This window comes from Vibrio pomeroyi (assembly GCF_024347595.1).
GTDB lineage: Bacteria > Pseudomonadota > Gammaproteobacteria > Enterobacterales > Vibrionaceae > Vibrio > Vibrio pomeroyi.
In genome coordinates, this window is record NZ_AP025506.1 from 3,417,326 (window position 1) to 3,442,716 (window position 25,391).

At 45.4% G+C, this 25,391-nt stretch carries 20 protein-coding genes and 4 tRNA genes; 6 read left to right on the plus strand and 18 right to left on the minus strand.

Translation table 11 applies throughout. The features are described 5' to 3' along the window. Positions 1 to 83: 83 nt before the first annotated feature. Both purH and purD read left to right on the plus strand, forming a co-directional pair. Entirely contained in the window at positions 84 to 1,676 is a 1,593-nt protein-coding gene (gene purH / locus OCV12_RS15170) for a bifunctional phosphoribosylaminoimidazolecarboxamide formyltransferase/IMP cyclohydrolase (protein WP_261884979.1), read from the plus strand. Between the two features lie 282 nt (positions 1,677 to 1,958). Next, on the plus strand, positions 1,959 to 3,248 hold the full coding sequence (gene purD / locus OCV12_RS15175; RefSeq protein WP_123326539.1) for a phosphoribosylamine--glycine ligase: 1,290 nt from the start codon (positions 1,959 to 1,961) through the stop codon (positions 3,246 to 3,248). Between the two features lie 179 nt (positions 3,249 to 3,427). Here the strand turns inward: purD and OCV12_RS15180 are convergent, their stop codons facing one another. Continuing rightward, positions 3,428 to 4,126, minus strand: coding sequence for a DUF1481 domain-containing protein (locus OCV12_RS15180; protein WP_261884980.1), 699 nt, complete (start codon positions 4,124 to 4,126; stop codon positions 3,428 to 3,430). Positions 4,127 to 4,173: 47 nt separating this feature from the next. Next, positions 4,174 to 4,446 carry a nucleoid-associated protein HU-alpha gene (gene hupA / locus OCV12_RS15185; protein WP_004729753.1) on the minus strand — a complete coding sequence of 91 codons (273 nt, stop codon included), beginning with the start codon at positions 4,444 to 4,446 and terminating at the stop codon, positions 4,174 to 4,176. 270 nt (positions 4,447 to 4,716) lie between these two features. On the opposite strand from hupA, the gene OCV12_RS15190 reads away from it, so the two are divergent. Further along, a complete protein-coding gene (locus OCV12_RS15190) occupies positions 4,717 to 5,868 on the plus strand; it encodes a CNNM domain-containing protein (RefSeq protein WP_261884981.1) in 1,152 nt (383 codons plus the stop codon). Positions 5,869 to 5,948: 80 nt separating this feature from the next. Here the strand turns inward: OCV12_RS15190 and OCV12_RS15195 are convergent, their stop codons facing one another. After that, on the minus strand, positions 5,949 to 6,536 hold the full coding sequence (locus OCV12_RS15195) for a YjaG family protein (protein ID WP_017633397.1): 588 nt from the start codon (positions 6,534 to 6,536) through the stop codon (positions 5,949 to 5,951). Between the two features lie 71 nt (positions 6,537 to 6,607). Between OCV12_RS15195 and OCV12_RS15200 the strand changes: the two genes are divergently transcribed. Continuing rightward, positions 6,608 to 7,534: a D-2-hydroxyacid dehydrogenase gene (locus OCV12_RS15200; RefSeq protein WP_261884982.1), complete on the plus strand. Its 927-nt coding sequence runs from the start codon at positions 6,608 to 6,610 to the stop codon at positions 7,532 to 7,534. Further along, positions 7,534 to 8,127: a uracil-DNA glycosylase family protein gene (locus tag OCV12_RS15205; RefSeq protein ID WP_261884983.1), complete on the plus strand. Its 594-nt coding sequence runs from the start codon at positions 7,534 to 7,536 to the stop codon at positions 8,125 to 8,127. Before OCV12_RS15200 ends, OCV12_RS15205 begins: the two co-directional genes overlap by 1 nt. Before the next feature lie 104 nt (positions 8,128 to 8,231). Here OCV12_RS15205 and hemE read toward each other — a convergent pair whose 3' ends face one another. Then, positions 8,232 to 9,299, minus strand: a complete 1,068-nt coding sequence (hemE, locus tag OCV12_RS15210; protein WP_017060530.1) for a uroporphyrinogen decarboxylase — start codon at positions 9,297 to 9,299, stop codon at positions 8,232 to 8,234. A gap of 314 nt (positions 9,300 to 9,613) precedes the next feature. Next, a complete protein-coding gene (gene nudC / locus OCV12_RS15215; RefSeq protein WP_261884984.1) occupies positions 9,614 to 10,408 on the minus strand; it encodes an NAD(+) diphosphatase in 795 nt (264 codons plus the stop codon). A gap of 164 nt (positions 10,409 to 10,572) precedes the next feature. On the opposite strand from nudC, the gene OCV12_RS15220 reads away from it, so the two are divergent. Next, a complete protein-coding gene (locus tag OCV12_RS15220; protein ID WP_017096512.1) occupies positions 10,573 to 11,070 on the plus strand; it encodes an Rsd/AlgQ family anti-sigma factor in 498 nt (165 codons plus the stop codon). 276 nt (positions 11,071 to 11,346) lie between these two features. Here the strand turns inward: OCV12_RS15220 and rpoC are convergent, their stop codons facing one another. From rpoC to OCV12_RS15285, 13 genes are all read right to left on the minus strand, one after another. Further along, positions 11,347 to 15,549: a DNA-directed RNA polymerase subunit beta' gene (rpoC, locus tag OCV12_RS15225; protein WP_017631518.1), complete on the minus strand. Its 4,203-nt coding sequence runs from the start codon at positions 15,547 to 15,549 to the stop codon at positions 11,347 to 11,349. Between the two features lie 91 nt (positions 15,550 to 15,640). Then, complete coding sequence (rpoB, locus tag OCV12_RS15230) at positions 15,641 to 19,669, minus strand: DNA-directed RNA polymerase subunit beta (protein WP_017631517.1); 4,029 nt, start codon at positions 19,667 to 19,669, stop codon at positions 15,641 to 15,643. Positions 19,670 to 19,904: 235 nt separating this feature from the next. Continuing rightward, positions 19,905 to 20,273, minus strand: a complete 369-nt coding sequence (rplL, locus tag OCV12_RS15235; RefSeq protein ID WP_017060525.1) for a 50S ribosomal protein L7/L12 — start codon at positions 20,271 to 20,273, stop codon at positions 19,905 to 19,907. Between the two features lie 57 nt (positions 20,274 to 20,330). Further along, complete coding sequence (rplJ, locus tag OCV12_RS15240) at positions 20,331 to 20,825, minus strand: 50S ribosomal protein L10 (RefSeq protein WP_017060524.1); 495 nt, start codon at positions 20,823 to 20,825, stop codon at positions 20,331 to 20,333. A 250-nt stretch (positions 20,826 to 21,075) separates the two neighbouring features. Next, positions 21,076 to 21,780, minus strand: coding sequence for a 50S ribosomal protein L1 (rplA, locus tag OCV12_RS15245; RefSeq protein WP_017631514.1), 705 nt, complete (start codon positions 21,778 to 21,780; stop codon positions 21,076 to 21,078). A 4-nt stretch (positions 21,781 to 21,784) separates the two neighbouring features. Next, complete coding sequence (gene rplK, locus OCV12_RS15250) at positions 21,785 to 22,213, minus strand: 50S ribosomal protein L11 (RefSeq protein ID WP_010435555.1); 429 nt, start codon at positions 22,211 to 22,213, stop codon at positions 21,785 to 21,787. 213 nt (positions 22,214 to 22,426) lie between these two features. Further along, the gene (gene nusG / locus OCV12_RS15255) at positions 22,427 to 22,975 is read right to left on the minus strand and encodes a transcription termination/antitermination protein NusG (RefSeq protein WP_010435556.1); all 549 of its coding nucleotides are present in this window, start codon (positions 22,973 to 22,975) and stop codon (positions 22,427 to 22,429) included. Between the two features lie 13 nt (positions 22,976 to 22,988). Beyond that, positions 22,989 to 23,366 carry a preprotein translocase subunit SecE gene (gene secE / locus OCV12_RS15260; RefSeq protein WP_017631512.1) on the minus strand — a complete coding sequence of 126 codons (378 nt, stop codon included), beginning with the start codon at positions 23,364 to 23,366 and terminating at the stop codon, positions 22,989 to 22,991. Positions 23,367 to 23,589: 223 nt separating this feature from the next. Further along, positions 23,590 to 24,774 carry an elongation factor Tu gene (gene tuf, locus OCV12_RS15265; RefSeq protein WP_010435158.1) on the minus strand — a complete coding sequence of 395 codons (1,185 nt, stop codon included), beginning with the start codon at positions 24,772 to 24,774 and terminating at the stop codon, positions 23,590 to 23,592. A gap of 94 nt (positions 24,775 to 24,868) precedes the next feature. Next, positions 24,869 to 24,944, minus strand: a tRNA-Thr gene (locus OCV12_RS15270). A gap of 13 nt (positions 24,945 to 24,957) precedes the next feature. After that, positions 24,958 to 25,032, minus strand: a tRNA-Gly gene (locus tag OCV12_RS15275). A gap of 39 nt (positions 25,033 to 25,071) precedes the next feature. Next, positions 25,072 to 25,156: transfer RNA gene (locus OCV12_RS15280), tRNA-Tyr, on the minus strand. A 45-nt stretch (positions 25,157 to 25,201) separates the two neighbouring features. Continuing rightward, positions 25,202 to 25,277 (minus strand) — tRNA-Thr (locus OCV12_RS15285). Positions 25,278 to 25,391 lie beyond the last annotated feature (114 nt).

The window sequence follows — 25,391 nt, forward strand, 5'->3', positions numbered from 1 at the left end:
AATCCACGCTAAGAAGATAGAAACAAGTTCTTTTTTGGCAAATATCTTTATTTTAACCCCATGAATTTGAGGAAGATGGAAGCATGAATAACGCTCGTCCAATTCGCCGCGCTCTAATCAGCGTATCAGACAAAACTGGTATCGTTGAATTTGCACAAGCTCTTGCTAACCGTGGTGTAGATATCCTATCTACCGGTGGCACTGCTCGCCTGCTTGCTGAAAAAGGCATCTCTGTTACAGAAGTATCTGACTACACTGGTTTCCCAGAAATGATGGATGGCCGTGTTAAGACTCTGCACCCAAAAGTTCATGGTGGTGTTCTAGGCCGTCGTGGTCAAGACGATGACGTGATGGAAACTCACGGTATCAACCCTATCGATATGGTTGTTGTAAACCTATACCCATTCGCAGAAACCGTTGCTAAAGAAGGTTGTACCCTTGCTGATGCTGTTGAGAACATCGACATCGGCGGTCCTACAATGGTTCGCTCTGCAGCGAAAAACCACAAAGACGTGACTATCGTTGTGAACGCTCACGACTACGAGCGCGTTGTTGCTGAAATGGACGCGAACGAGAAATCTCTAACGCTAGAGACTCGCTTCGACCTAGCTATCGCAGCATTCGAGCACACAGCTTCTTACGACGGCATGATCGCAAACTACTTCGGCACTATGGTTCCTAGCTACGGCGAGAACAAAGAAGGTGACGAAGAAAGCAAATTCCCTCGCACGTTCAACCAACAGTTCGAGAAGAAACAAGACATGCGCTACGGTGAGAACAGCCACCAAGCAGCAGCATTCTACGTTGAAGCAAACCCAGAAGAAGCGTCAGTGTCTACTGCTCGCCAGATTCAAGGTAAAGCACTTTCTTACAACAACATCGCTGACACTGATGCAGCACTTGAGTGTGTGAAAGAGTTCGACCAGCCAGCATGTGTAATCGTTAAGCACGCTAACCCATGTGGTGTAGCACTAGGTGAAAACATCCTAGAAGCTTACGACCGTGCATTCAAAACAGACCCAACGTCTGCATTTGGCGGCATCATCGCTTTCAACCGTGAACTAGACGCTGCAACAGCAACAGCTATCACTGAGCGTCAATTCGTTGAAGTTATCATTGCACCTTCTGTTTCTGCTGAAGCAGTAGAAATCGTAGCGGCTAAGAAAAACCTTCGCCTACTTAAGTGTGGTGAATGGACAACTAAGACAACTGGTTTTGACGTTAAACGCGTTAACGGTGGCTTGCTAGTTCAAGACCGCGACCAAGGCATGGTATCTGAAGATGACCTTAAAGTGGTTTCTAAGCGCCAACCTACAGCTGAAGAGCTAAAAGACGCGCTATTCTGCTGGAAAGTAGCGAAGTACGTTAAATCTAACGCTATCGTTTACTCGAAAGGCGACATGACTATTGGTGTGGGCGCAGGCCAAATGAGCCGCGTTTACTCTGCGAAAATCGCAGGCATCAAAGCGGCAGACGAAGGTCTACAGGTTGAAGGTTGTGTGATGGCATCGGATGCATTCTTCCCATTCCGTGACGGTATCGACGCGGCAGCAGAAGCTGGCATTAAGTGTGTTATCCAACCAGGCGGCTCTATGCGTGATGACGAAGTTATCGCAGCAGCAGACGAACACGGCATGGCGATGATCTTTACAGGCATGCGTCACTTCCGCCACTAATTTCCTCTTCGTATTTGGCACTGTGGCGTCGTTAGCTACTTTCGCCCACCCCGGTCACATAGCAGGCTATGCTCCCGGGGATGGGCTCAATTGCTGCCTAGCCACATCACCAACTACTTTGAGCAAAACTTATAATTTTGTTTTTTAAATATTCCGATATTTGAAATACGTAGAGCAAGTCAGTGACTTTAGTTCAAGGAAAACACGCGGAGCTTATGACTATAAGTGAGCATGTTTGACACAGAAATAAAGACTCTGAAGCAGCTATAAGGATTTTAAAACATGAATGTATTGATTATTGGTGCCGGCGGTCGTGAGCACGCACTTGGTTGGAAAGCAGCACAGAACCCAAACGTTGAAACAGTATTCATTGCTCCAGGTAACGCAGGTACTGCACTTGAGCCGAAACTTGAGAATGTAAACATCGGCGTTGAAGACATCGCTGGTTTAGTCGCGTTTGCTCAAGAGAAAAAAATCGAACTGACTATCGTTGGCCCTGAAGCGCCATTGGTTATTGGTGTGGTTGACGCATTCCGCGAAGTCGGTCTGCCTATCTTTGGCCCTACTCAAGCAGCAGCGCAGCTTGAAGGTTCAAAAGCGTTCACGAAAGACTTCCTAGCTCGTCATGACATCCCAACAGGTTACTACGCAAACTTCACTGAGATTGACCCAGCTATCGCTTACGTGCGTGAGCAAGGTGCACCAATTGTAGTGAAAGCAGATGGTCTTGCCGCTGGTAAAGGCGTTATCGTTGCGATGACACTTGAAGAAGCTGAAGACGCAATCAAAGACATGCTTGCTGGCAACGCATTTGGCGAAGCAGGCAGTCGCGTGGTGATTGAAGAGTTCCTTGAAGGCGAAGAAGCAAGCTTCATCGTAATGGTTGACGGTTCTAGCGTTCTACCTATGGCCACCAGCCAAGACCACAAACGTGTTGGCGACAAAGACACTGGCCCTAATACTGGCGGCATGGGTGCTTACTCTCCAGCTCCAGTTGTGACTCCTGAAATCCACAACCGTATCCTTGAGGAAGTTATCTACCCAACGGTACGTGGTATGGATGCTGAAGGCGCACCTTACACTGGTTTCCTTTACGCTGGCTTAATGATCGATGCTGATGGCACGCCTAAGGTTATCGAATACAACTGCCGCTTCGGCGACCCTGAAACGCAACCTATCATGATGCGTATGGAGTCAGACCTTGTTGAACTTTGCCTAATGGCTATCGACGAGAAGCTGGACGAAGCAGAGTCTAAGTGGGATCCACGCGCTTCAATCGGTGTTGTTCTTGCAGCTGGCGGTTACCCTGCTGACTACGCAAAAGGCGACGTTATTTCACTACCAACAAGCGAAGTTGAAGGCCAAAAGGTTTTCCACGCAGGTACGACAAATAACGAAGCTGGCGACGTTGTGACAAACGGCGGCCGTGTACTTTGTGCAACTGCACTGGGCAACACGGTTTCTGAGGCTCAGGAGCGCGCTTACGCGTTAACGAAGCAAGTTAGCTGGAATGGTATGTTCCACCGCAATGACATTGGTTACCGTGCAATTGCGCGCGAGCAAGAGCAGTAATCAATGTCGTCACTCGCTTAATACGAATACGGTAAGTGAGTGACCACAAAAGACTGTTCGCAACAAAATGAAAAAAGGCGCCTCTAAGGCGCCTTTTTTATTGCTTAATCTGCAGCTGTACAGACAAATTAGCATTTGGCCTATCATAGGCCAAATACTCTTAAATCTCTGATTACCCACTACTCTTTCAGCAATGAAGGCCTTGTCACACAGTCATGGCTGTCATCAGCTAACATCAGTAGCTCTTCAACCGACATTTTACCGAGTGAATCGCTGCCTAAAAACGCCGCATAGCTTTCCACAGACGCCAATCGGTCAATCACGAAGCTTGGTAAGGTCTGGTTAAACTCAAAGCTATCAAATTCGCCGCCAGAGCATGTTTCGAAAAAGCTGCCATTCCAGTACCCCTGAATCAGTCGAAAACCTTCGTCATACTGCTTCATTGTGGTCTCTAGAACCGACTTAGCTTCTTTCTGGTAGTTCTCAAGCTGTTTAGCTTGGATAGGTAAGATCTTGTTGTTAAGACGATACTGTTGATACACAGCTTCGCCTGACTTATTGAAACGCACATGGACGCGATAAGGAACTAGCTCATTCGATGAATTACGCTGTTCGCCTTCACGAATGAATTCACGCAGTACACCTTCCGACCAAGCATAGTCAGTTTGGTACCAGCCGTAATCGCCCACAGTGACGTAGTCAGCTGAAGTATGAGGTTGTGTTAGCTTATTGGTGACCCAGTAGAAACTTGTCGCGTCGCCCATGACTTGGCCGCCGGTATGAGTTTCAAATTGCTCTAGGTTTTTGCGAGGGCTTGTTGAAGAACAGCCAATGAGAAATGTAGATAACAGTGAAACGAGAAGAAATGCTTTTTTCATAAAAACCTGTACCGAGGTGGAATACGACTACCTCGGTACAGTTTAGATTATTTCACTGAATCTTTCAGCGCTTTACCTGCAACAAATGCTGGAACATTTGCAGCAGCGATTTGGATCTCGTCACCAGTTTTTGGGTTACGACCAGTGCGAGCTGCACGGTGGTTTACTTTAAAAGTACCAAAACCAATTAGCTGAACTTGATCGCCATCTTTAAGAGCATCTGTAACACCGCCAAGAGTCGCTTCTAGAGCAGCTTTAGCTTGTGCTTTAGAAAGGTCCGCTTTTTCAGCAATAAAGTCGATTAATTGAGTCTTGTTCATTTTAGGTTTCCCTTCTTTGTATTTTTGAATTCAATTCACTCTAAAACATAAATGCCCCATCTGGCAAAGGTTTGTCGTCGATCTTTAGCTCTAATGCCGTAGTTTTAGCCATAATATGAGTAATAACTCACAATTTGTTACTGATTTTATTGAGCAAGCCCTTGTTTAAAAGGGGCTCAGCGTAAAATTAATGATGACCTAGCCACTACTTTTTCTCTATAATCCACGCTGAATCGCTGATAAAGCGTACAATTTAATTTAAGGGCAAACATGCTGCTGCTAACTATTTACGTCTCCATTGCTATTGGAGTTTCTTTCATTTGTTCTGTTTTGGAAGCTGTACTTTTGAGTATTAGTCCGAGCTACATTGCTCAACTAAAACAAAATGGGCACCCTGCAGCAGAGTCATTAGACAAACTGAAAACAGATATTGACCGCCCACTGGCATCAATTTTAACGCTCAACACTATCGCGCACACGATCGGTGCAGCGACAGCGGGTGCGCAAGCAGCGGTTGTATTTGGTAGCCAATGGTTGGGTGTATTCTCAGCTGTGCTAACTCTGGGTATTTTGGTCTTGTCTGAGATTGTTCCAAAAACAATTGGTGCAACCTACTGGCGTCAACTTGCTCCAGCATCATCAACCGTACTTCGTTGGATGGTGTTCTTCCTAACTCCGTTTGTTTGGTTCTCGGAGCAAATTACAAAGCGTCTGGCTCGTGGCCACCAAGCACCAAAAATGCGTGATGAGTTGTCTGCAATGGCAATTTTGGCAAAAGAGAGCGGTGAGTTTGCAGAAGGCGAATCAAAAATCCTGAGCAATCTACTTGGTATTCAAGACGTGCCTGTGACTCAAGTAATGACACCACGCCCAGTTGTATTCCGTGTTGATGCGGAAATGAGTGTGAATACTTTCCTTGAGCAACACAAAGATACGCCATTCTCTCGCCCACTGGTCTACAGCGAGCAGAGCGATAACATCATCGGCTTCGTCCACCGCTTGGAGCTGTTTAGATTGCAGCAAGCCGGTTGTGGTGAAAAAGCGCTAGGTGAAGTGATGCGTCCTATTCACGTATTACTGAACAACATGGGCTTAGCGAAAGCTTTTGACCAAATGATGGCAAACCGCCTGCAACTGTCTTTGGTTGTTGATGAGTACGGCACAATTCAGGGCATCATCACCCTAGAAGACATCTTTGAGCACCTTGTAGGCGAAGAGATCGTCGACGAAGCGGATAAGACCACTGACATGCAAGAACTGGCGTTTCAACGCTGGGAGAAGTGGAAAGAAACACACGGTGTTATCGAAAACCGCGATGAAGAAGATGATCTAGAGGAAGAAACTCAAGCAGACAACGAAGCCTCTGATTCAAAAACTGCGGATGAAGAGCAAGCGCCAAAAGAAGAGAAAAAAGACGCTTAATCTCGATTTGATATCGTCAGATACAATAAAGGCTCCCAAGGGAGCCTTTATTTTTATTCGTACTTTGATGCGATAACGAATTATAACGCGACACCAATGTTACTGACTGGGTCTTCTCGCAGTTCGTGACGTAGGTCTTTGATAAGCTCTAGGTCGCGCTCCGTCGTTTCACGTAGAGGTCGGAAAATGGCCCACTGAACATCCCACTCTTCACACACCGCTTCGTTTTCTTTCTGGTTTTCGTTTGTCACTTCATCAGCGCCTTGAGCAAACTCAAGCTCAGCAACCGTCTTCACCGATTGTTGACTCACTTTAATCACAGCTTCAAACATGTGCTCACGGTCAAGCAGACCATGGATCAGCGTTGCTAAACCTTGGCACGCGTCCATTGCAGGGTAAACACCATAGAAGTCAAAATCATCTGCGCTAGGGAATAGTTCTTCTACTTTCTCTAGTTGACGTTCAAAGTTCACCTTTGCCGTTTTAACCGTTAGGATTTCCCAAATGCTATCCAAAACATCACGATAGATTCGAGCTTCCGCAAATTCTGTATTCTCACAAAACATGGCATAGTTAGGGTACATACGCTCACATAGACACGCCATAAAGGTAATTTGTTGCCAAGGTTCTAACTTTTCAAGACGAACCTGCAGTGGATTCTGAAGCATAGTCACTCAATAATTGCAGAAAAAGACAGCGAAAGTGTACTTGATAAACCCTGGGGGGAAAAGGTAAGCCGATGAACAATTTTACGAATAAGCTCTATATTCTTACTGAGCATGACGATACCTATACGCAACTGATTCTAAACCAGGATTTACCCGACTTAGAAATCACTCAAAACCCCGAGTTGGCTGAGATTGTATTAGCCTCACCTCCCCTGATAGCCGAGCGTCTTAACGAGTTTAAAACGCTTGATTGGGTACAAAGCACCTACGCTGGCATCAATAAGCTCACTCAACCAGAGCTTCGTCAGGATTACACGCTGACCAACGTCAAAGGTATCTTCGGCCCTGCTATCGCGGAGTACGTTTTAGGTTACGCCATCAGCCACTTTAGACACTTTCCTCATTACCACCAGCAACAACAGCAACGAAACTGGCAGCCTCAGCTTAATTCTAGCCTAACTGACAAAACCATGGTGATTTTAGGAACAGGGTCTATTGGTAGTCATTTAGCAAAAACCGCTGAAGCGTTTGGCATTCATACCATTGGTGTCAACCGCACTGGTATCCCATCAAAGCAAGAGACCTTCAAAGACACATTCCACATCAATGAGTTAGAAGCCGCCCTCAAGCAAGCAGATATTGTGGTCAATACCCTGCCATCGACGCCTGAAACCCATCAACTACTTAATCAAACCACTCTCAGTTATTGTTCTAATGTGCTGCTGTTTAATGTCGGAAGAGGGGAAAGCCTAGACAACAAAGCCTTGTTGTTAGCGATTAAAAACCGATGGGTAGAACACGCATTTTTAGATGTATTTGAAAGCGAGCCTCTTTCGCAAGACCACCCTTTCTGGAAACTCCCGCAAGTGACGATTACGCCACACATTGCTGCACTCAGTGAGCCAAGACAAGTGGTCGAGATCTTTGTAGAGAATTACCAACAATGGCGAGATGGTTTTACACTGAACCATGTCATTGATTTTGATAAAGGCTACTGATGTCCTCTTCGCTACTTAAAGAGATACGACAATGCACAGCATGTGAGCCTCACCTCTCGCATGGTGCCAATCCTGTCATTCAAGCACATCCAAACGCGCGCTTGCTGATCATAGGTCAAGCGCCAGGTATCAAGGTGCATGAATCCTCCATCCCTTGGAACGATGCCAGTGGTGAAAGATTAAGAGAATGGCTAGAGGTAGACAGCGATACCTTTTATGACGAGCAAAAAGTCGCGATTGTACCGATGGGGTTTTGTTACCCGGGGAAAGGAAAAAGTGGCGACCTCCCTCCAAGACCAGAATGTGCAGAGTTGTGGCATCAGAAAGTACTGCAATCACTACCCAATATCCAAATGACACTATTGATTGGTCAGTATGCGCAAAACTATTATTTAAAGGAAAGGACAACCAAAACACTGACTGAGACAGTCAAGAACTGGCAGGCTTGGGCACCGGAGTTTTTACCACTTCCTCACCCTTCACCACGTAATAATATCTGGCTCAAGAAGAACCCTTGGTTTGAGAGTGACGTCATTCCTTATATCAGACAGCACATCTCAGAGCATTTGGCCTACCATGATCTAAATGCCTAATTAACTGCACACTGTCGAAATTCAACGAATATTGAATGCTGATATGAAGGCAATAAAAAAGCGCTGCGGGTTGCCCAGCAGCGCTTTCAACATCTTACACAGAATTACTTGTGGTAAGGCTTAGACAGTTCGTGAACAGCGTCAACGAACACACCAGCGTTTTCTGGCGGCACATCTAAGTGAATACCGTGGCCTAGGTTAAATACATGACCTGTACCACCGTCACCGAAGCCTTCAAGAATGCTACCTACTTCTTCACGAATACGTTCTGGTTGAGCGTAAAGCATAGAAGGATCCATGTTACCTTGCAGTGCCACTTTGTCGCCAATGCGAGCTTTCGCGTCTGCGATATTGATTGTCCAGTCTAGACCTACAGCATCACAGCCAGTTGCTGCGATAGACTCAAGCCACATGCCGCCGTTCTTAGTGAACAGAGTAACTGGAACGCGACGACCTTCGTTTTCACGGATTAGGCCATCAACGATTTTGTGCATGTACTGCAGTGAGAATAGGTTGTAATCACGAGGAGTAAGTACACCACCCCATGTATCAAATACCATTACTGATTGAGCACCCGCTTTAATTTGCGCGTTTAGGTATTCAATTACACTGTCAGCCAGCTTATCTAGAAGCAGGTGCAGTGTTTGTGGTTCTGCGTACATCATCTTCTTGATCTTAGTGAACGCTTTAGAGCTTCCACCTTCAACCATGTATGTCGCTAGTGTCCATGGGCTACCAGAGAAACCAATCAGTGGTACTTCGCCTTTCAGGTCTTTACGGATCTGACGAACAGCGTTCATTACGTATTGAAGCTCACCTTCTGGATCAGGTAGGCCAATTTTCTCTACGTCAGCTTTACATGTGATAGGACGCTCAAACTTAGGACCTTCACCTGTTTCAAAGTACAAACCTAAGCCCATAGCGTCAGGGATCGTTAGGATGTCTGAGAACAAGATTGCCGCATCAAGCGGGAAACGACGTAAAGGTTGAAGGGTTACTTCTGATGCAAGTTCCGCGTTTTTGCACAAAGACATGAAGTCGCCTGCTTCTGCACGCGTTGCTTTGTACTCTGGAAGATAGCGGCCAGCTTGGCGCATCATCCATACCGGTGTGTAATCAACAGGCTGTTTTAAAAGTGCGCGTAAATAGCGATCGTTTTTTAATTCGGTCATTCCGTTAAATTCCAATTCAATCTTGTCTAGTTTTGATGGCAAGTATTCTAACACTGATTGAGGGGTAAAAGCTGTGTGCTTTGCAACCTAGATCAAGTTATTAACTTTTAAATCAATGCTTAATTTGCACCCAATTAAGAGAGCGTGTTAAAAATTTGTTCGCTAGCGAAAATTACAATTATAACACCTGAGTAGTCACTACTCAGCATCTCATAACGACATCTTACTTACCCCCTCCACTTGTGGAGGGTTTTTTTTAGCTTTTGACTACCCACAGGCCAAATACTATTGCAGGCCATTTAGTGCTCGAGCACCTACTCTGTCACTTCGCCTTTCATCACGTCATCGACTGTTTTCTCAATCAATTGTCTCGCAATAGTACCAACCGGAGCCACGTCAGGTAGAGCCGTCACGTCAAACCACTGGGCATCGGATAGCTCACTGTAATCAGGCTTGAGAGTACCACCAGCATAATCAGCCAGAAAGGCCATCATCATACTCGATGGGAAAGCCCATGGCTGACTACCAAAGTAACGAATATTACCCACATCGATACCCGTTTCCTCTTTGACTTCACGCGCCACGCACTGCTCTAAGGTCTCTCCAACCTCTAGGAAGCCCGCTATCACGGTATACATGCCCGTTTTATGTCTTGGGTGTTGTGCCAGCAATATCTTGTTGTCGTTTCGCACAGCGACAATGATGCACGGAAAGATGCGTGGATAATGAAGAGTTCGACAGTCACCACACTGCATCGCCACTTGATTGTGATTCAGATGATTACGACCGCCGCATTGCGGGCAAAAACGCATACTTTGGGTCATGTGCCCATACTGGATAGCTTTACTTGCCATGAGAAAGTTCGATTCAGGCCAGTGCAGTAACTCGCGTAGATTAACCATGCTTAGTTCACTCTCGACATCACAATCGTTAAGCCAATACACCTTACGACCTTGATGTTGGCCAATACAAATCGCATGTTCAACACTCAGCCCTAGCTCGTCAGCTGAGCCGTAAGGAAACTGATCATTATTAACCCAAATATCACTACCTGAAACGACGCACCAATAAGCTTGCTCTGTCATTTTCTTATCACTTTTTTTTAACATCCCTATGCCTCATTGCTTGCAGTTCGTTCATTTTACTGGCAATCTAATTTCATACTAGAGTTGTAGCAGAGAATAATTCAAGCTATTACTTTTAGTAGTTATCAATAAACGGACCCTGCTTAGGCAATTACTTGATCACAAGGTTGTGATCAGATCATGAGGACATGGTCATGCTAAATAAATTCAAACAAATACAAGAACAATGGGGTGGCTCTAATGAGGTCATCGATCATTGGCTCGAAACTCGACAGTCTCTAATCGTTGAGTATTGTAAGCTAGGTGCCTTGCAGCCAGCTAGCAACGGGCAATCAAACGTTGTTGAACTCCCTTCTCCTAAAGAAATAAGCTCATTCTGCGATCATGTTGTCGATTATATCTCAGAGGGTCATTTTAAGATCTACGATATGGTCATGAAAAAATGGCAAGCAACAGGCTTTAAAACCAATGACGAGATTGATACAACTTACGCGAAGATCGTACTTACAACCGAGCCGCTTCTAGAGTTCAATGATAAGTACGTTAAAGTAAATGCAGACGATGAGTTGCCTAACTTCGAAGGAGATATGTCAAAAGTAGGTGAACTACTCGAAGTACGTTTTGAAGTAGAAGATAATCTTATCCAGCTTATTGCAGACAGTTTAGCGATTCCACCAGGCGCTTAGTTAGCTGAATCCTTAATAAGCTTGCCTCTGTGCAAGCTTTTTGTTTTGCCTATAACTCAACCTCTCAACTCTATTAAAGCCTAAGCACCACCAGCAAACTGCTAATCCGTCCCCTCGACTCATCCACTATTATCCTCTTTCCATCAATGCTCGTGATTCACCGGCTAGCGTCAGTAAAAACACGCCTAAACTCACATACTAATAACCCAAACGCCAGATACAAAAAAGGCACCCGTAGGTGCCTTTTTGTTATCTCTTAGAGACTACTCGTAGAGCTTACTCTTCTGAAGAGAAACCAGCATTTAGAAGTGCTGCTAGATTGTCAGTAGCTTGTTCAGCTGAAGGACCTTCTTGCTCTTCTTCACGCTTAGCTTGACGCTCTTGGTGGTATGCGAAACCAGTACCAGCTGGAATCAGACGACCAACAATTACGTTCTCTTTCAGACCGCGAAGGTCATCACGCTTACCAGAAACCGCAGCTTCTGTTAGTACGCGAGTCGTTTCTTGGAACGATGCAGCTGAGATGAATGACTCAGTTGCAAGAGATGCTTTAGTAATACCTAGTAGATCACGTTCGAAACGTACTAGTTCTTTACCTTCAGCTTCTAGCTTACGGTTAGCAATCTTAACATTGTGGTACTCAACTTGTTCGCCAGGTAGGAACTGAGAGTCACCAGAATGAGTGATTGTACACTTACGTAGCATTTGACGAACGATAGTCTCAATGTGCTTATCGTTAATCTTAACGCCTTGTAAGCGGTAAACTTCTTGAACTTCGTTCGCGATGTACTGAGTTACTGCGTGGATACCACGTAGACGCAGGATATCGTGTGGAGTTTCAGGACCGTCGGCGATTACATCACCACGTTCAATCTTCTCACCTTCGAACACGTTCAATTGACGATGCTTAGGAATCATCTCTTCGTAAGCGTCACCGCCTTCACGAGTGATTACTAGACGACGCTTACCTTTCGTTTCTTTACCGAAAGACACAGTACCTGTGTGCTCAGCAAGGATCGCAGGCTCTTTAGGCTTACGAGCTTCGAATAGGTCAGCTACGCGTGGTAGACCACCGGTGATATCTTTGTTTCCGCTCGATTTTTGAGGGATACGAGATAGTGTGTCACCAATGCCAACTTCAGCGCCATCTTCAATGTTTACAATCGCTTTACCAGGTAGGAAGTAATGAGCTGGCATTTCAGTACCAGGGATCATTACATCGTTACCTTGCTCGTCAACAAGTTTGATAGCTGGACGCATATCTTTACCTGCTGCTGGACGAGCTGCTGCATCTGTAACTTCAGAAGAAGAAAGACCAGTTAGATCATCCGTTTGACGAGAAACAGTTACGCCATCGATCATATCAACGAACTGGATGCGACCTGCCACTTCAGTGATGATTGGCATAGTGTGCGCTTCCCAGTTAGCTACAACTTCACCAGCTTCCACTGCGTCGTTGTCCGCTTTGCTCAGTACAGAACCGTAAGGAAGTTTGTGCTTCTCTTTAGTACGACCGAACTCATCAATAATCGTCATCTCAGATGCACGAGAAGTGATAACTAGCTTCTTGTCTTTGTTGATTACGAACTTAGCGTTGTGAAGTTTCACAGTACCAGTTGTCTTAGCTTGGATGCTGTTCTCTGCTGCTGCAGTAGATGCCGCACCACCGATGTGGAACGTACGCATCGTTAGCTGTGTACCCGGTTCACCGATAGATTGTGCAGCGATAACACCAACTGCTTCACCTTGGTTCACTAGGTGACCACGTGCTAGGTCACGACCGTAACACTGTGCACAACAACCGAAGTCTGCATCACAGGTAACAACAGAGCGCACTTTCATGCTATCTACTGAGTTGTCTTCCATGATTTGACACCACTTCTCATCAATCAGAGTATTACGTGGAATCAGTACATCTTCAGTACCAGGCTTAAGAACGTCTTCAGCTACTACACGACCTAGAGCAAGCTCAGAAAGTGCAACTTTAACGTCACCACCTTCGATGTGAGGCATCATGTCGATACCTTCGTGCGTGCCACAGTCATGTTCGTGAACTACAACGTCTTGAGCAACGTCTACTAGACGACGAGTTAGGTAACCCGAGTTTGCTGTTTTCAGTGCTGTATCCGCAAGACCCTTACGAGCACCGTGCGTTGAGATAAAGTACTGAAGGACGTTTAGACCTTCTTTAAAGTTCGCTGTGATCGGCGTTTCGATGATTGAACCATCTGGACGCGCCATCAGACCACGCATACCCGCTAGCTGACGAATCTGAGCTGCAGAACCACGTGCGCCCGAGTCGGCCATCATGTAGATGCTGTTGAACGATTCTTGCTGTTCTTCTTCACCGTCACGGTTGATAACTGTTTCAGAAGATAGGTTATCCATCATTGCTTTCGCAACGCGGTCATTCGTAGATGCCCAGATATCGATAACTTTGTTGTAACGCTCACCCGCAGTAACAAGACCAGATTGGAATTGCTCTTGGATTTCACGAACTTCTTCTTCAGCAGATTCAATTTCATCGTATTTCGCTTGAGGTACAACCATATCGTCGATACCTACAGAAACACCAGAAAGTGCCGCGTATGCAAAACCTGCGTACATGATTTGGTCAGCGAATACTACTGTGTCCTTAAGACCAAGCTTACGGTACGCTTCGTTAAGAAGGGTAGAAATTTGCTTCTTACCTAACTTCTGGTTAACGATGCTGTACGGTAGGCCAGCTGGAACGATTTGCCATAGCATTGCACGGCCGACAGTTGTATCAACCATCTTCGTTTCAGTAGTGCTGTTACCATCTTCGTCTACTACGGTCTCAGTGATACGAACTTTAACGCGAGCGTGTAGCTCAGCAGTCTTAGTACGGTATGCCTTCTCAGCCTCTTCAGGGCCAGCAAGGTACATACCTTCGCCTTTCACGTTGATCTTTTCACGAGTCATGTAGTAAAGACCCAATACAACGTCCTGAGAAGGTACGATGATCGGATCACCTGACGCTGGCGACAGAATGTTGTTCGTCGACATCATCAGTGTACGTGCTTCAAGCTGTGCTTCTAGAGTTAGAGGCACGTGTACCGCCATTTGGTCACCATCGAAGTCGGCGTTGTATGCCGCACACACTAGTGGGTGAAGCTGAATCGCTTTACCTTCGATTAGTACTGGTTCAAACGCTTGGATACCTAGACGGTGAAGTGTAGGTGCACGGTTAAGCAGTACTGGGTGTTCACGGATAACTTCGTCTAGGATATCCCAAACGATAGCTTCTTCGCGCTCTACCATCTTCTTAGCAGCTTTGATTGTCGTAGCCATGCCACGAGTTTCTAGCTTGCTGTAGATGAACGGCTTAAATAGCTCAAGTGCCATCTTCTTAGGAAGACCACACTGATGTAGACGAAGGTATGGACCTACTGTGATTACAGAACGGCCAGAGTAGTCTACACGTTTACCTAGAAGGTTTTGACGGAAACGACCTTGTTTACCCTTGATCATATCAGCAAGAGATTTCAGAGGACGCTTGTTCGAACCTGTAATCGCACGACCGCGACGACCGTTATCTAGAAGTGCATCAACAGACTCTTGCAGCATACGCTTTTCGTTACGTACGATGATGTCCGGAGCAGCTAGCTCTAGAAGACGCTTCAAACGGTTGTTACGGTTAATAACACGACGGTAAAGGTCGTTCAGATCAGAAGTCGCAAAACGACCGCCATCTAGTGGAACTAGAGGACGTAGATCTGGCGGTAGCACTGGAAGTACAGTCAGGATCATCCATTGTGGGTCGTTGCCCGATTGGATGAACGCTTCAACTAGCTTCAAACGCTTAGTAACTTTTTTACGCTTAGTTTCAGAGTTAGTTGTTTCCAACTCTTCGCGCATTTCTTCCACTTCTTGATGAAGGTCCATTGTTGCAAGCAGATCTTTGATCGCTTCAGCACCCATCTTAGCAGTGAATTCGTCACCCCACTCTTCTAGACGATCCAGATACTCTTCTTCAGTAAGCATCTGAGATTTTTCTAGATCAGTCATACCTGGTTCAGTTACTACGTACATTTCGAAGTAAAGAACACGTTCGATATCACGTAGAGGGATATCCATTAGTAGACCGATACGAGACGGCAGTGATTTTAGGAACCAGATGTGAGCAACTGGAGAAGCTAGCTCGATGTGGCCCATACGGTCACGACGAACTTTAGTCTGTGTAACTTCAACGCCACACTTCTCACAGATAACACCACGGTGCTTCAGGCGCTTGTATTTACCACAAAGACATTCGTAGTCTTTAACTGGACCAAAAATACGCGCACAGAACAGACCATCACGTTCAGGTTTGAACGTACGATAGTTAATTGTTTCCGGTTTCTTAACTTCACCAAAAGACCATGAACGGATCATGTCTGGTGAAGATAGACCGATTTTGATTGCATCAAATTCTTCGGTCTTATGCTGTGCTTTTAGAAAGTTTAATAAGTCTTTCACATTCAGCTCCTGTAAGGAGTTAAAGGAGCTCGCTACTGCAGCGGGCTCCCTTTTACCAAATAATCCTATCTTCTTTTAAAAAGAGGAGGGATTACTCTTCGTCTTCTAGCTCGATGTTGATACCTAGCGAGCGAATCTCTTTCAACAGTACGTTGAACGACTCAGGCATACCAGGTTCCATGCTATGGTTACCGTCTACGATGTTCTTATACATCTTAGTACGGCCGTTAACGTCATCCGACTTAACTGTTAGCATTTCTTGTAGAGTATATGCAGCACCGTATGCTTCTAGTGCCCATACTTCCATCTCACCGAAACGCTGACCACCGAACTGAGCTTTACCACCAAGTGGTTGCTGAGTTACTAGGCTGTAAGAACCAGTAGAACGAGCGTGCATCTTGTCATCAACCAAGTGGTTCAGTTTCAGCATGTACATGTAACCTACAGTTACAGGACGCTCAAACGAATCACCAGTACGACCATCAAACAGTTTAAGCTGACCAGATTCTGGCAGATCACCCAGTTTAAGTAGTTCTTTGATTAATGTCTCAGAAGCACCGTCGAACACAGGAGTAGCAATCGGTAGACCGCCACGTAGGTTCTTGATCAGTGTACGAACTTGATCATCAGACAGTTCAGCAATATCAACTTTCTGACGAGTATCACCAAGATCATAAACCTTCTGTAGGAACTCACGGAACTTATGCAGTTCTTGTTGTTCCTTAACCATTTGGTTGATCTTGTCACCGATACCTTTAGCAGCCAAACCTAAGTGAACTTCTAGGATCTGACCGATGTTCATACGCGATGGTACACCCAGCGGGTTAAGTACGATGTCTACAGGTTGACCTTTCTCATCGTATGGCATGTCTTCAACAGGGTTAATCTTAGAGATTACACCTTTGTTACCGTGACGACCGGCCATCTTATCACCAGGCTGGATACGACGTTTAACCGCTAGGTAAACTTTAACAATCTTAAGAACGCCAGGCGCTAGATCATCACCTTGAGTGATTTTACGACGCTTAGTTTCAAACTTCTTATCGAAGTCTGCTTTTAGCTCATCCCACTGCTCAGCAAGTTGCTCAAGCTGTGTTTGTAGCGCATCGTCTTCTAGAACTTGCTCTAGCCATTGCTTACGACCGATAGTATCAAGCTTAGCTTCAGAGTAACCACCAGACAGAAGTACAGCTTTAACACGGTTAAGAAGGCCACCCTCAAGAATTTGGAACTCTTCAGTTAGGTCTTTCTTAGCTTCTTTAAGCTGCATCTGTTCGATTTCAAGTGCACGCTTGTCTTTCTCTACGCCATCGCGAGTGAAGACTTGTACATCGATGATAGTACCCGAAACAGAGTTTGGTACACGTAGAGAAGTATCTTTAACATCAGATGCTTTCTCACCGAAGATAGCACGTAGTAGCTTCTCTTCAGGAGTCAGTTGAGTTTCACCTTTAGGTGTTACTTTACCAACTAGGATGTCGCCACCCTTAACTTCAGCACCAATGTAAACGATACCTGACTCGTCTAGTTTAGACAGAGCAGACTCACCTACGTTTGGAATATCAGCTGTGATCTCTTCAGAGCCCAGCTTAGTATCACGAGCCACACAAGATAGTTCTTGAATGTGGATAGTCGTGAAACGGTCTTCTTGAACTACGCGCTCAGATACTAAGATCGAGTCTTCGAAGTTGTAACCGTTCCAAGGCATGAACGCGATACGCATGTTTTGACCAAGAGCTAGTTCACCAAGGTCTGTTGAAGGACCGTCAGCAAGAACGTCGCCGCGTGCAACTGGTTCGCCAGGAAGTACAGTTGGACGTTGGTTGATACATGTGTTTTGGTTCGAACGCGTGTACTTAGTTAGGTTGTAGATATCGATACCAGCTTCGCCAGGTACCAACTCATCTTCGTTAACCTTAACTACGATACGAGAAGCGTCTACAGACTGAACTTGACCACCACGTTTAGCAACCGCTGTAACACCAGAGTCAACTGCGATGTTACGTTCAATACCAGTACCTACTAGAGGCTTATCAGCCTTAAGTGTTGGTACAGCTTGACGTTGCATGTTCGCACCCATCAATGCACGGTTCGCATCATCGTGTTCTAGGAACGGGATAAGCGAAGCAGCGATAGATACTACTTGGTTTGTCGCAACGTCCATGTAGTCAACGTGATCACGAGGGTGAAGACCAGATTCACCTTTTTGACGAGCTGTGATTAGCTCATCTGCAAACGTACCTTCTTCTGTAAGAACAGTGTTTGCCTGCGCGATTACGAATTGACCTTCCTGGATTGCAGACAGGTAATCAACTTCTTCTGTTACTACACCATCTACTACGCGACGGTACGGAGTTTCTAGGAAACCGTAATCGTTACAACGTGCAAACGCAGATAGCGAGTTAATTAGGCCGATGTTTGGACCTTCAGGCGTTTCGATCGGACATAGACGACCGTAGTGAGTTACGTGAACGTCACGTACTTCGAAGCCTGCGCGCTCACGAGTAAGACCACCAGGACCTAAAGCAGAGATACGACGCTTGTGCGTAACTTCTGACAATGGGTTGTTTTGGTCCATGAACTGTGAAAGCTGTGAAGAGCCAAAGAATTCTTTAACTGCAGCAGAGATCGGCTTAGCGTTGATAAGATCTTGAGGCATGATTGCATCAAGGTCACCAAGGCTTAGGCGCTCTTTAACGGCACGTTCTACACGAACTAGACCAACACGGAATTGGTTTTCTGCCATTTCACCTACAGAACGGATACGACGGTTGCCAAGGTGGTCGATATCGTCCACTTCACCAATACCGTTACGGATACCAATCAGTTTCTTCATCACTTCGATGATATCTGATTCATCCAGAGTACCGCGCTCTTCTTCTTCTTCACGCTCGATAGAGCTGTTGAACTTCATACGGCCTACAGTTGATAGGTCGTAACGTTCTTCAGAGAAGAATAGGCTTTCGAATAGAGATTCTGCAGCTTCTTTCGTTGGTGGCTCGCCAGGACGCATCATGCGGTAGATTTCTACCAATGCAGAGATGCGATCTACTGTGCTATCTGCACGTAGAGTGTCTGACATGAATGGACCGTGATCTAGGTCATTCGTGAACAGAGTTTGTAGAGCCTTGTGGCCTGCTTGAGACAGGTTAGCAAGTGCTTCTAGGCTAATCTCTTGGTTCGCGCCAACGATGATCTCGCCAGTTGCTTCGTTGATGTAATCTTTAGATGCAACTTTACCAACGATGTACTCTACTGGTACTTCGATGTGCTCAACGCCATCTTTTTCAAGTTGACGGATATGGCGAGCAGTAACACGACGACCAGTCTCAACGTAAGTTTTGCCGTTTGCTTCGATGTCGAATGACGCAGTTTCACCACGTAGACGATCAGGAACCAACTCCATAAGAAGAGTTTGGTCTTTAACTTCGAAGTTCACTTTGTCGAAGAACAGATCAAGGATCTCTTCAGTCGACTTACCAAGTGCACGAAGAATAATCGATGCTGGTAGCTTACGACGACGGTCGATACGTACGAATAAATTATCCTTAGGATCGAACTCAAAGTCTAACCATGAGCCACGGTAAGGAATTACACGTGCGTTATAAAGAACTTTACCTGATGAGTGGGTCTTACCCTTATCACTGTCGAAGAACACGCCTGGGCTTCGGTGCAGCTGGGATACGATAACCCTCTCGGTACCATTAATTACGAAAGTACCATTGTCTGTCATAAGCGGAATTTCGCCCATGTAGACTTCTTGTTCTTTAATGTCTTTTACAGTACCTGCTGGTGCATCTCGATCAAAGATAACTAGACGTAGTTTTACGCGTAGTGGCTTTGAGTAAGTAACACCGCGGATTTGACATTCTTTAACGTCAAAAACTGGCTCACCAAGACGGTAGCTAACGTATTGCAGCTCAGAATTGCCGTTGTAGCTCTGAATTGGAAATACAGAACGGAAAGCAGCTTCAAGACCGTATTGACCTTCTGGATCCTGTTCGATGAATTTGTCGAAAGAATCAAGCTGGATCGATAACAGGTATGGAATGTCCAAAACTTGTGGACGAGTACCAAAATCCTTACGGATGCGCTTTTTCTCGGTATAAGAGTAAACCATGGGGTTCCTCAGCTCGCTGATAAGTGACCCAAACCACCCAAAACACTCTTCAGAGGGGGTGGTGACAAACAGCTGTTTAGTGGTAGTGAACAATCATTTCGAAAAAATGACTGTTTTTTTGCTCGGATTATGACGGTTAAACAGCGGAAATTTCGTCATAGCCCTACAGCGCAAAAAGGCCGGTGGTTAATAAACCACCAGCCATTAGCCTTGCGGCTATGAAATTAAGTAATAATTACTTGATTTCAACAGAAGCGCCAGCTTCTTCTAGCTGTGCTTTAAGAGCTTCAGCTTCAGCTTTGTCAACGCCTTCTTTAAGCGCTGCAGGAGCTGAGTCTACAAGACCTTTAGCTTCTTTAAGACCTAGGCCAGTTGCGCCACGTACAGCTTTGATAACTTGTACTTTGTTAGCGCCAGCAGCAGTTAGGATTACGTCGAATTCAGTTTGCTCAGCAGCAGCGTCGCCGCCAGCTGCGCCGCCAGCTACAACTGCAGCTGCAGCTGAAACGCCGAATTTCTCTTCCATAGCTTCGATAAGCTCAACAACTTGCATTACAGACATTTCTGCAACTGCGTCTAGGATTTGCTCGTTAGTAATAGACATAACAATTCTCTTTTAAGTCAACAATAAGTTTAATTTGCAACCAGTGAAAAGCAAGGCTTAAGCCGCTGCTTCTTCTTTTTGGTCACGTAGTGCAGCGATAGTACGAACCAGCTTGCCAGCAGAAGCTTCTTTCATGCACATCATTAGGCGTGCGATAGCTTCGTCGTAAGTTGGTAGTGTCGCTAGTACTTCAGCATCAGTAACTGCGCCTTCAAATGCAGCAGCTTTGATCTCGAAATCTTTGTTCTCTTTAGCGAAGTCTTTGAAAAGACGCGCTGCAGCACCTGGGTGCTCGTTAGAGAACGCGATCAGAGTTGGACCAGTGAAAGTGTCTACTAGACACTCGTAGTCTGTACCCTGAACCGCACGGCGTGCTAGTGTGTTACGAACAACTTTCATGTAAACACCCGCTTCGCGAGCTTGTTTACGTAGAGAAGTCATTGCGCCAACTTCAACGCCACGAGAATCAGCTACAACTGCAGAAAGTGCACCACTGGCAGCTTCGTTGACTTCAGCAACAATTGCTTTTTTGTCTTGAAGATTTAAAGCCATTTGGATTAACCTCTGGTTGTGATTACAGCACCCAATACAAAATGTATTGAGCGTTTACGATGTTATTTAAAAATGAATAAATCCACTTCAAACCACAACATCGCCTACGTAGGTTTTATTAAGCTATCAATAATCTAATGAAAATCGACAGCGCCTACGGTCTTGGGATAGATGATTTCAAATTGCTTTAAAACCACCCAACCACAAATATTAGGCGCAGAAGTATACACTAAATCTGCGCCTAAGCAAATTAGTTTGCTTGAGTATCAAGACTAGCTTGATCAACAGCAACACCAGCACCCATCGTAGTAGAGATGCTTACTTTCTTCAGGTAAGTACCCTTAGCTGAAGAAGGCTTAGCTTTCTTAAGAGCAACTAGAAGTGCTTCTAGGTTCTCTTGAAGCTGGTTAGCTTCGAAAGATGCTTTACCGATAGTAGTGTGGATGATGCCGTTCTTGTCGTTACGGTAACGAACCTGACCAGCTTTAGCGTTCTTAACCGCTTCAGCAACGTTAGGAGTTACAGTACCAACTTTAGGGTTTGGCATAAGGCCGCGTGGACCTAGGATTGTACCTAGTTGACCAACAACACGCATTGCATCTGGAGAAGCAACAACTACGTCGAAGTTCATTTCGCCTTTTTTCACTTGCTCAGCAAGATCTTCCATACCAACGATATCTGCGCCAGCAGCTTTAGCAGCTTCTGCGTTTGCACCTTGAGTGAAAACAGCAACGCGGATGTCACGGCCAGTACCGTGAGGTAGCACAGTTGCGCCACGAACGTTTTGGTCAGATTTACGAGCATCGATGCCTAGGTTAACAGCAACGTCTACAGACTCAACGAATTTAGCAGTCGCTAGTTCTTTAAGAAGAGCAACAGCTTCGTTGATTTCGTATTCTTTAGTTGAGTCAACTTTGTCGCGGATTACGCGCATACGCTTAGTAAGTTTTGCCATGATCTTATCCCTCTACCACTAGGCCCATTGAACGAGCAGTACCAGCAATAGAACGCTTCATTGCTTCGATGTCAGCACCAGTCATATCAGCAGCTTTAGTTTCTGCGATTTCCTGAACTTGAGCGTCAGTAACAGTACCAACTTTCTCAGTGTTTGGACGACCAGAACCAGACTTAACGCCAGCAGCTTTCTTAAGAAGAACAGCAGCAGGTGGAGTCTTAGTTACGAACGTGAAAGAACGGTCGTTGTAAACAGTAATAACTACTGGAGTAGGTAGACCTTTCTCAACAGATTCTGTTTTTGCGTTGAACGCTTTACAGAATTCCATGATGTTCACGCCGTGTTGACCTAGAGCAGGACCAACCGGTGGACTTGGGTTTGCCATACCAGCTGCAACTTGCAGTTTGATATAAGCTTCAACTTTCTTAGCCATGATATTTCCTAATATTTGGGTACATGCGCCAGCCGTAAGGCGAGCTCCCCATAATTTCAATTAACTCTTTTTTACTTCCATAGAAGCAAAAAGGCGCGAAATTATAATCATAATTCGCGCCTTTAACAACCCTAAAAAGGTGATTTTTTATACTCTTTAATTTTGAACAGCTTATGAACTATTTATCCACAACTTGCTCAAAAGGTAAGAGTATTAGTCCAGTTTTTCAACCTGACCAAATTCAAGCTCAACCGGTGTTGCACGACCAAAGATCGATACAGATACCTTAATGCGGCTTTTCTCGTAATCTACTTCTTCAACAGTACCGTTGAAGTCAGCAAATGGACCATCGTTCACACGAACCACTTCACCCGCTTCGAACATTGTCTTAGGACGTGGAGACTCGCTCGCTTTCTCTAGACGGTTCAAGATAGCATCAGCTTCTTTATCAGTGATTGGTGCAGGACGATCAGAGGTACCACCAATGAAGCCCATAACACGCGGAATGCTGCGTACTAAGTGCCATGATTCATCATTCATGATCATTTGAACTAATACGTAGCCAGGGAAGAATTTACGTTCACTTTTACGACGTTGGCCTGCACGCATTTCCACTACTTCTTCAGTAGGTACTAGCACATCGCCAAATAGTTCTTCCATGTTGTGCATTTTAATATGCTCGCGTAGCGACTGTGCAACACGACCTTCAAAGCCAGAAAAGGCTTGAACTACATACCAACGTTTTTTTGGAGCTTCACTCATGAATCAGAACCCTCTACACCCCAGTTGCTAGAGAAACTAGACGGACCATAATGCCGTCAATTCCCCAAAGCACTAGAGACATAACAATACATACAGCTAAAACGATCAATGTAGTTTGCATAGTTTCTTGGCGAGTAGGCCAAACAACTTTACGAATCTCCATACGAGATTCTTTTGCAAAATCGATCGCAGCTTTACCTTTAGTTGTTGTTGCTGCAACGCCTAGTGCGGCAGCAATCAGCACAACTACACCTGCAGCGCGAATTACAACAGACAATTCACCATACAGGTAATTACCCACAACAGCAGCAGCCAACAGAACAAAAGCGACAATCCACTTCATTGTATCTGCTGCACTTGAGCTATCAGGAGTTTCAGCGTTTGCTTTCATAAAACCAACCTGTGATAAGTCTTAAATATAGACGACAATAACCCCGCTGTTGCAGGGCACATTCCTTTGCGTTGCAAAACAACACATCTAACAGTCATTTTAGTCAAAAAGACCGTTTAATTCTTTGCTAAGAGCCGAAATTGATGTCAAATCGCTCAACTCTTTTTTCAGCGCAGAAAAAGGGCATCAAATGATGCCCTTTTTACTAGTGGTTCGTCAAATCTTATGCAAAGATTTTAGCTACAACACCAGCACCAACTGTACGGCCACCTTCGCGGATTGCGAAACGTAGACCTTCGTCCATTGCGATTGGAGCGATTAGCTCAACAGTCATTTGAACGTTGTCACCTGGCATTACCATTTCTACGCCTTCTGGTAGAGTGATGTCGCCTGTTACGTCAGTTGTACGGAAGTAGAACTGTGGACGGTAACCTTTGAAGAAAGGAGTGTGACGGCCGCCTTCGTCTTTAGAAAGTACGTATACTTCAGACTCAAACTTAGTGTGTGGGTTGATAGAACCTTTCGCAGAAAGTACTTGACCACGTTCAACGTCATCACGCTTAGTACCACGTAGAAGTGCACCAACGTTCTCACCTGCACGACCTTCGTCAAGCAGTTTACGGAACATTTCAACACCAGTACAAGTAGTAAGAGTAGTCTCTTTAATACCAACGATTTCTACTTCGTCACCTACACGTAGGATACCACGCTCGATACGACCAGTTACAACAGTACCACGACCTTGAATTGAGAATACGTCTTCAATTGGTAGTAGGAACGGTTGGTCTACTGCACGCTCTGGCTCAGGGATGTAAGAATCTAGTGCTTCTGCAAGCTCAACGATCTTGTCTTCCCACTGCTTCTCGCCGTTTAGTGCGCCAAGTGCAGAACCTTGGATAACTGGAAGGTCATCACCTGGGAAGTCGTACTCAGAAAGAAGTTCACGAACTTCCATTTCTACTAGCTCAAGTAGTTCTTCGTCATCAACCATGTCACATTTGTTCATGAATACGATGATGTAAGGGATACCAACTTGACGACCAAGTAGGATGTGCTCACGAGTTTGAGGCATAGGGCCGTCAGTCGCAGCAACAACTAGGATACCGCCGTCCATTTGTGCAGCACCAGTGATCATGTTTTTAACATAATCCGCGTGTCCTGGACAGTCTACGTGTGCGTAGTGACGTGCTGGAGTATCGTACTCAACGTGAGAAGTTGCGATTGTGATACCGCGCTCGCGCTCTTCTGGAGCGTTATCGATAGATGCGAAATCTTTAGCAACACCGCCGTACACTTTTGCAAGTGTAGTACAGATAGCAGCAGTTAGAGTTGTTTTACCGTGGTCAACGTGGCCGATAGTACCAACGTTTACGTGCGGTTTCGTACGTTCAAATTTTTCTTTAGACATGGGGTGTCCCTCTAGGTACGGATTAGGTGGCTTAAAATAAGACCACGCAACCAAAAAAATGGTTTTCTTTATTAAAGGAGAATAAGCTTTAGACTGGTGCTAATACCCAGAGTCGAACTGGGGACCTCACCCTTACCAAGGGTGCGCTCTACCGACTGAGCTATATCAGCACACAAAATGAGTTGGAGCGTGCAGCGGGAATCGAACCCGCATCATCAGCTTGGAAGGCTGAGGTAATAGCCATTATACGATGCACGCAACACGTAACTCTGTTTGAGCTATTTAACCTTTAGAATATGGTGGAGAGGGACGGATTCGAACCATCGAAGGCAGTGCCAACAGATTTACAGTCTGCTCCCTTTGGCCACTCGGGAACCTCTCCAAATTTTGAGCTTTCTCTCGCTTGCCTTAGAAGGAAGGGAGAAAGTGGTGCCGACTACCGGAATCGAACTGGTGACCTACTGATTACAAGTCAGTTGCTCTACCTACTGAGCTAAGTCGGCACAAGTGGGGCGCATTTTATTGAATGATTTTCCACCTTGCAATAGTAAATTGAAAAAAAGTGCAAAATTCTCTTACCAAACTCCTACATACGGCAATTTAGCTCAAGGTTTCCA

Coding starts and splice junctions, on each gene's coding strand:
- purH (WP_261884979.1), top strand. CDS start 84: ATGAATAACGCTCGTCCAATTCGCCGCGCTCTAATCAGCGTATCAGAC.
- purD (WP_123326539.1), top strand. CDS start 1,959: ATGAATGTATTGATTATTGGTGCCGGCGGTCGTGAGCACGCACTTGGT.
- OCV12_RS15180 (WP_261884980.1), bottom strand. CDS start 4,126: ATGAAAAAAGCATTTCTTCTCGTTTCACTGTTATCTACATTTCTCATT.
- hupA (WP_004729753.1), bottom strand. CDS start 4,446: ATGAACAAGACTCAATTAATCGACTTTATTGCTGAAAAAGCGGACCTT.
- OCV12_RS15190 (WP_261884981.1), top strand. CDS start 4,717: ATGCTGCTGCTAACTATTTACGTCTCCATTGCTATTGGAGTTTCTTTC.
- OCV12_RS15195 (WP_017633397.1), bottom strand. CDS start 6,536: ATGCTTCAGAATCCACTGCAGGTTCGTCTTGAAAAGTTAGAACCTTGG.
- OCV12_RS15200 (WP_261884982.1), top strand. CDS start 6,608: ATGAACAATTTTACGAATAAGCTCTATATTCTTACTGAGCATGACGAT.
- OCV12_RS15205 (WP_261884983.1), top strand. CDS start 7,534: ATGTCCTCTTCGCTACTTAAAGAGATACGACAATGCACAGCATGTGAG.
- hemE (WP_017060530.1), bottom strand. CDS start 9,299: ATGACCGAATTAAAAAACGATCGCTATTTACGCGCACTTTTAAAACAG.
- nudC (WP_261884984.1), bottom strand. CDS start 10,408: ATGTTAAAAAAAAGTGATAAGAAAATGACAGAGCAAGCTTATTGGTGC.
- OCV12_RS15220 (WP_017096512.1), top strand. CDS start 10,573: ATGGTCATGCTAAATAAATTCAAACAAATACAAGAACAATGGGGTGGC.
- rpoB (WP_017631517.1), bottom strand. CDS start 19,669: ATGGTTTACTCTTATACCGAGAAAAAGCGCATCCGTAAGGATTTTGGT.
- rplL (WP_017060525.1), bottom strand. CDS start 20,273: ATGTCTATTACTAACGAGCAAATCCTAGACGCAGTTGCAGAAATGTCT.
- rplJ (WP_017060524.1), bottom strand. CDS start 20,825: ATGGCTTTAAATCTTCAAGACAAAAAAGCAATTGTTGCTGAAGTCAAC.
- rplA (WP_017631514.1), bottom strand. CDS start 21,780: ATGGCAAAACTTACTAAGCGTATGCGCGTAATCCGCGACAAAGTTGAC.
- rplK (WP_010435555.1), bottom strand. CDS start 22,213: ATGGCTAAGAAAGTTGAAGCTTATATCAAACTGCAAGTTGCAGCTGGT.
- nusG (WP_010435556.1), bottom strand. CDS start 22,975: ATGAGTGAAGCTCCAAAAAAACGTTGGTATGTAGTTCAAGCCTTTTCT.
- secE (WP_017631512.1), bottom strand. CDS start 23,366: ATGAAAGCAAACGCTGAAACTCCTGATAGCTCAAGTGCAGCAGATACA.
- tuf (WP_010435158.1), bottom strand. CDS start 24,774: ATGTCTAAAGAAAAATTTGAACGTACGAAACCGCACGTAAACGTTGGT.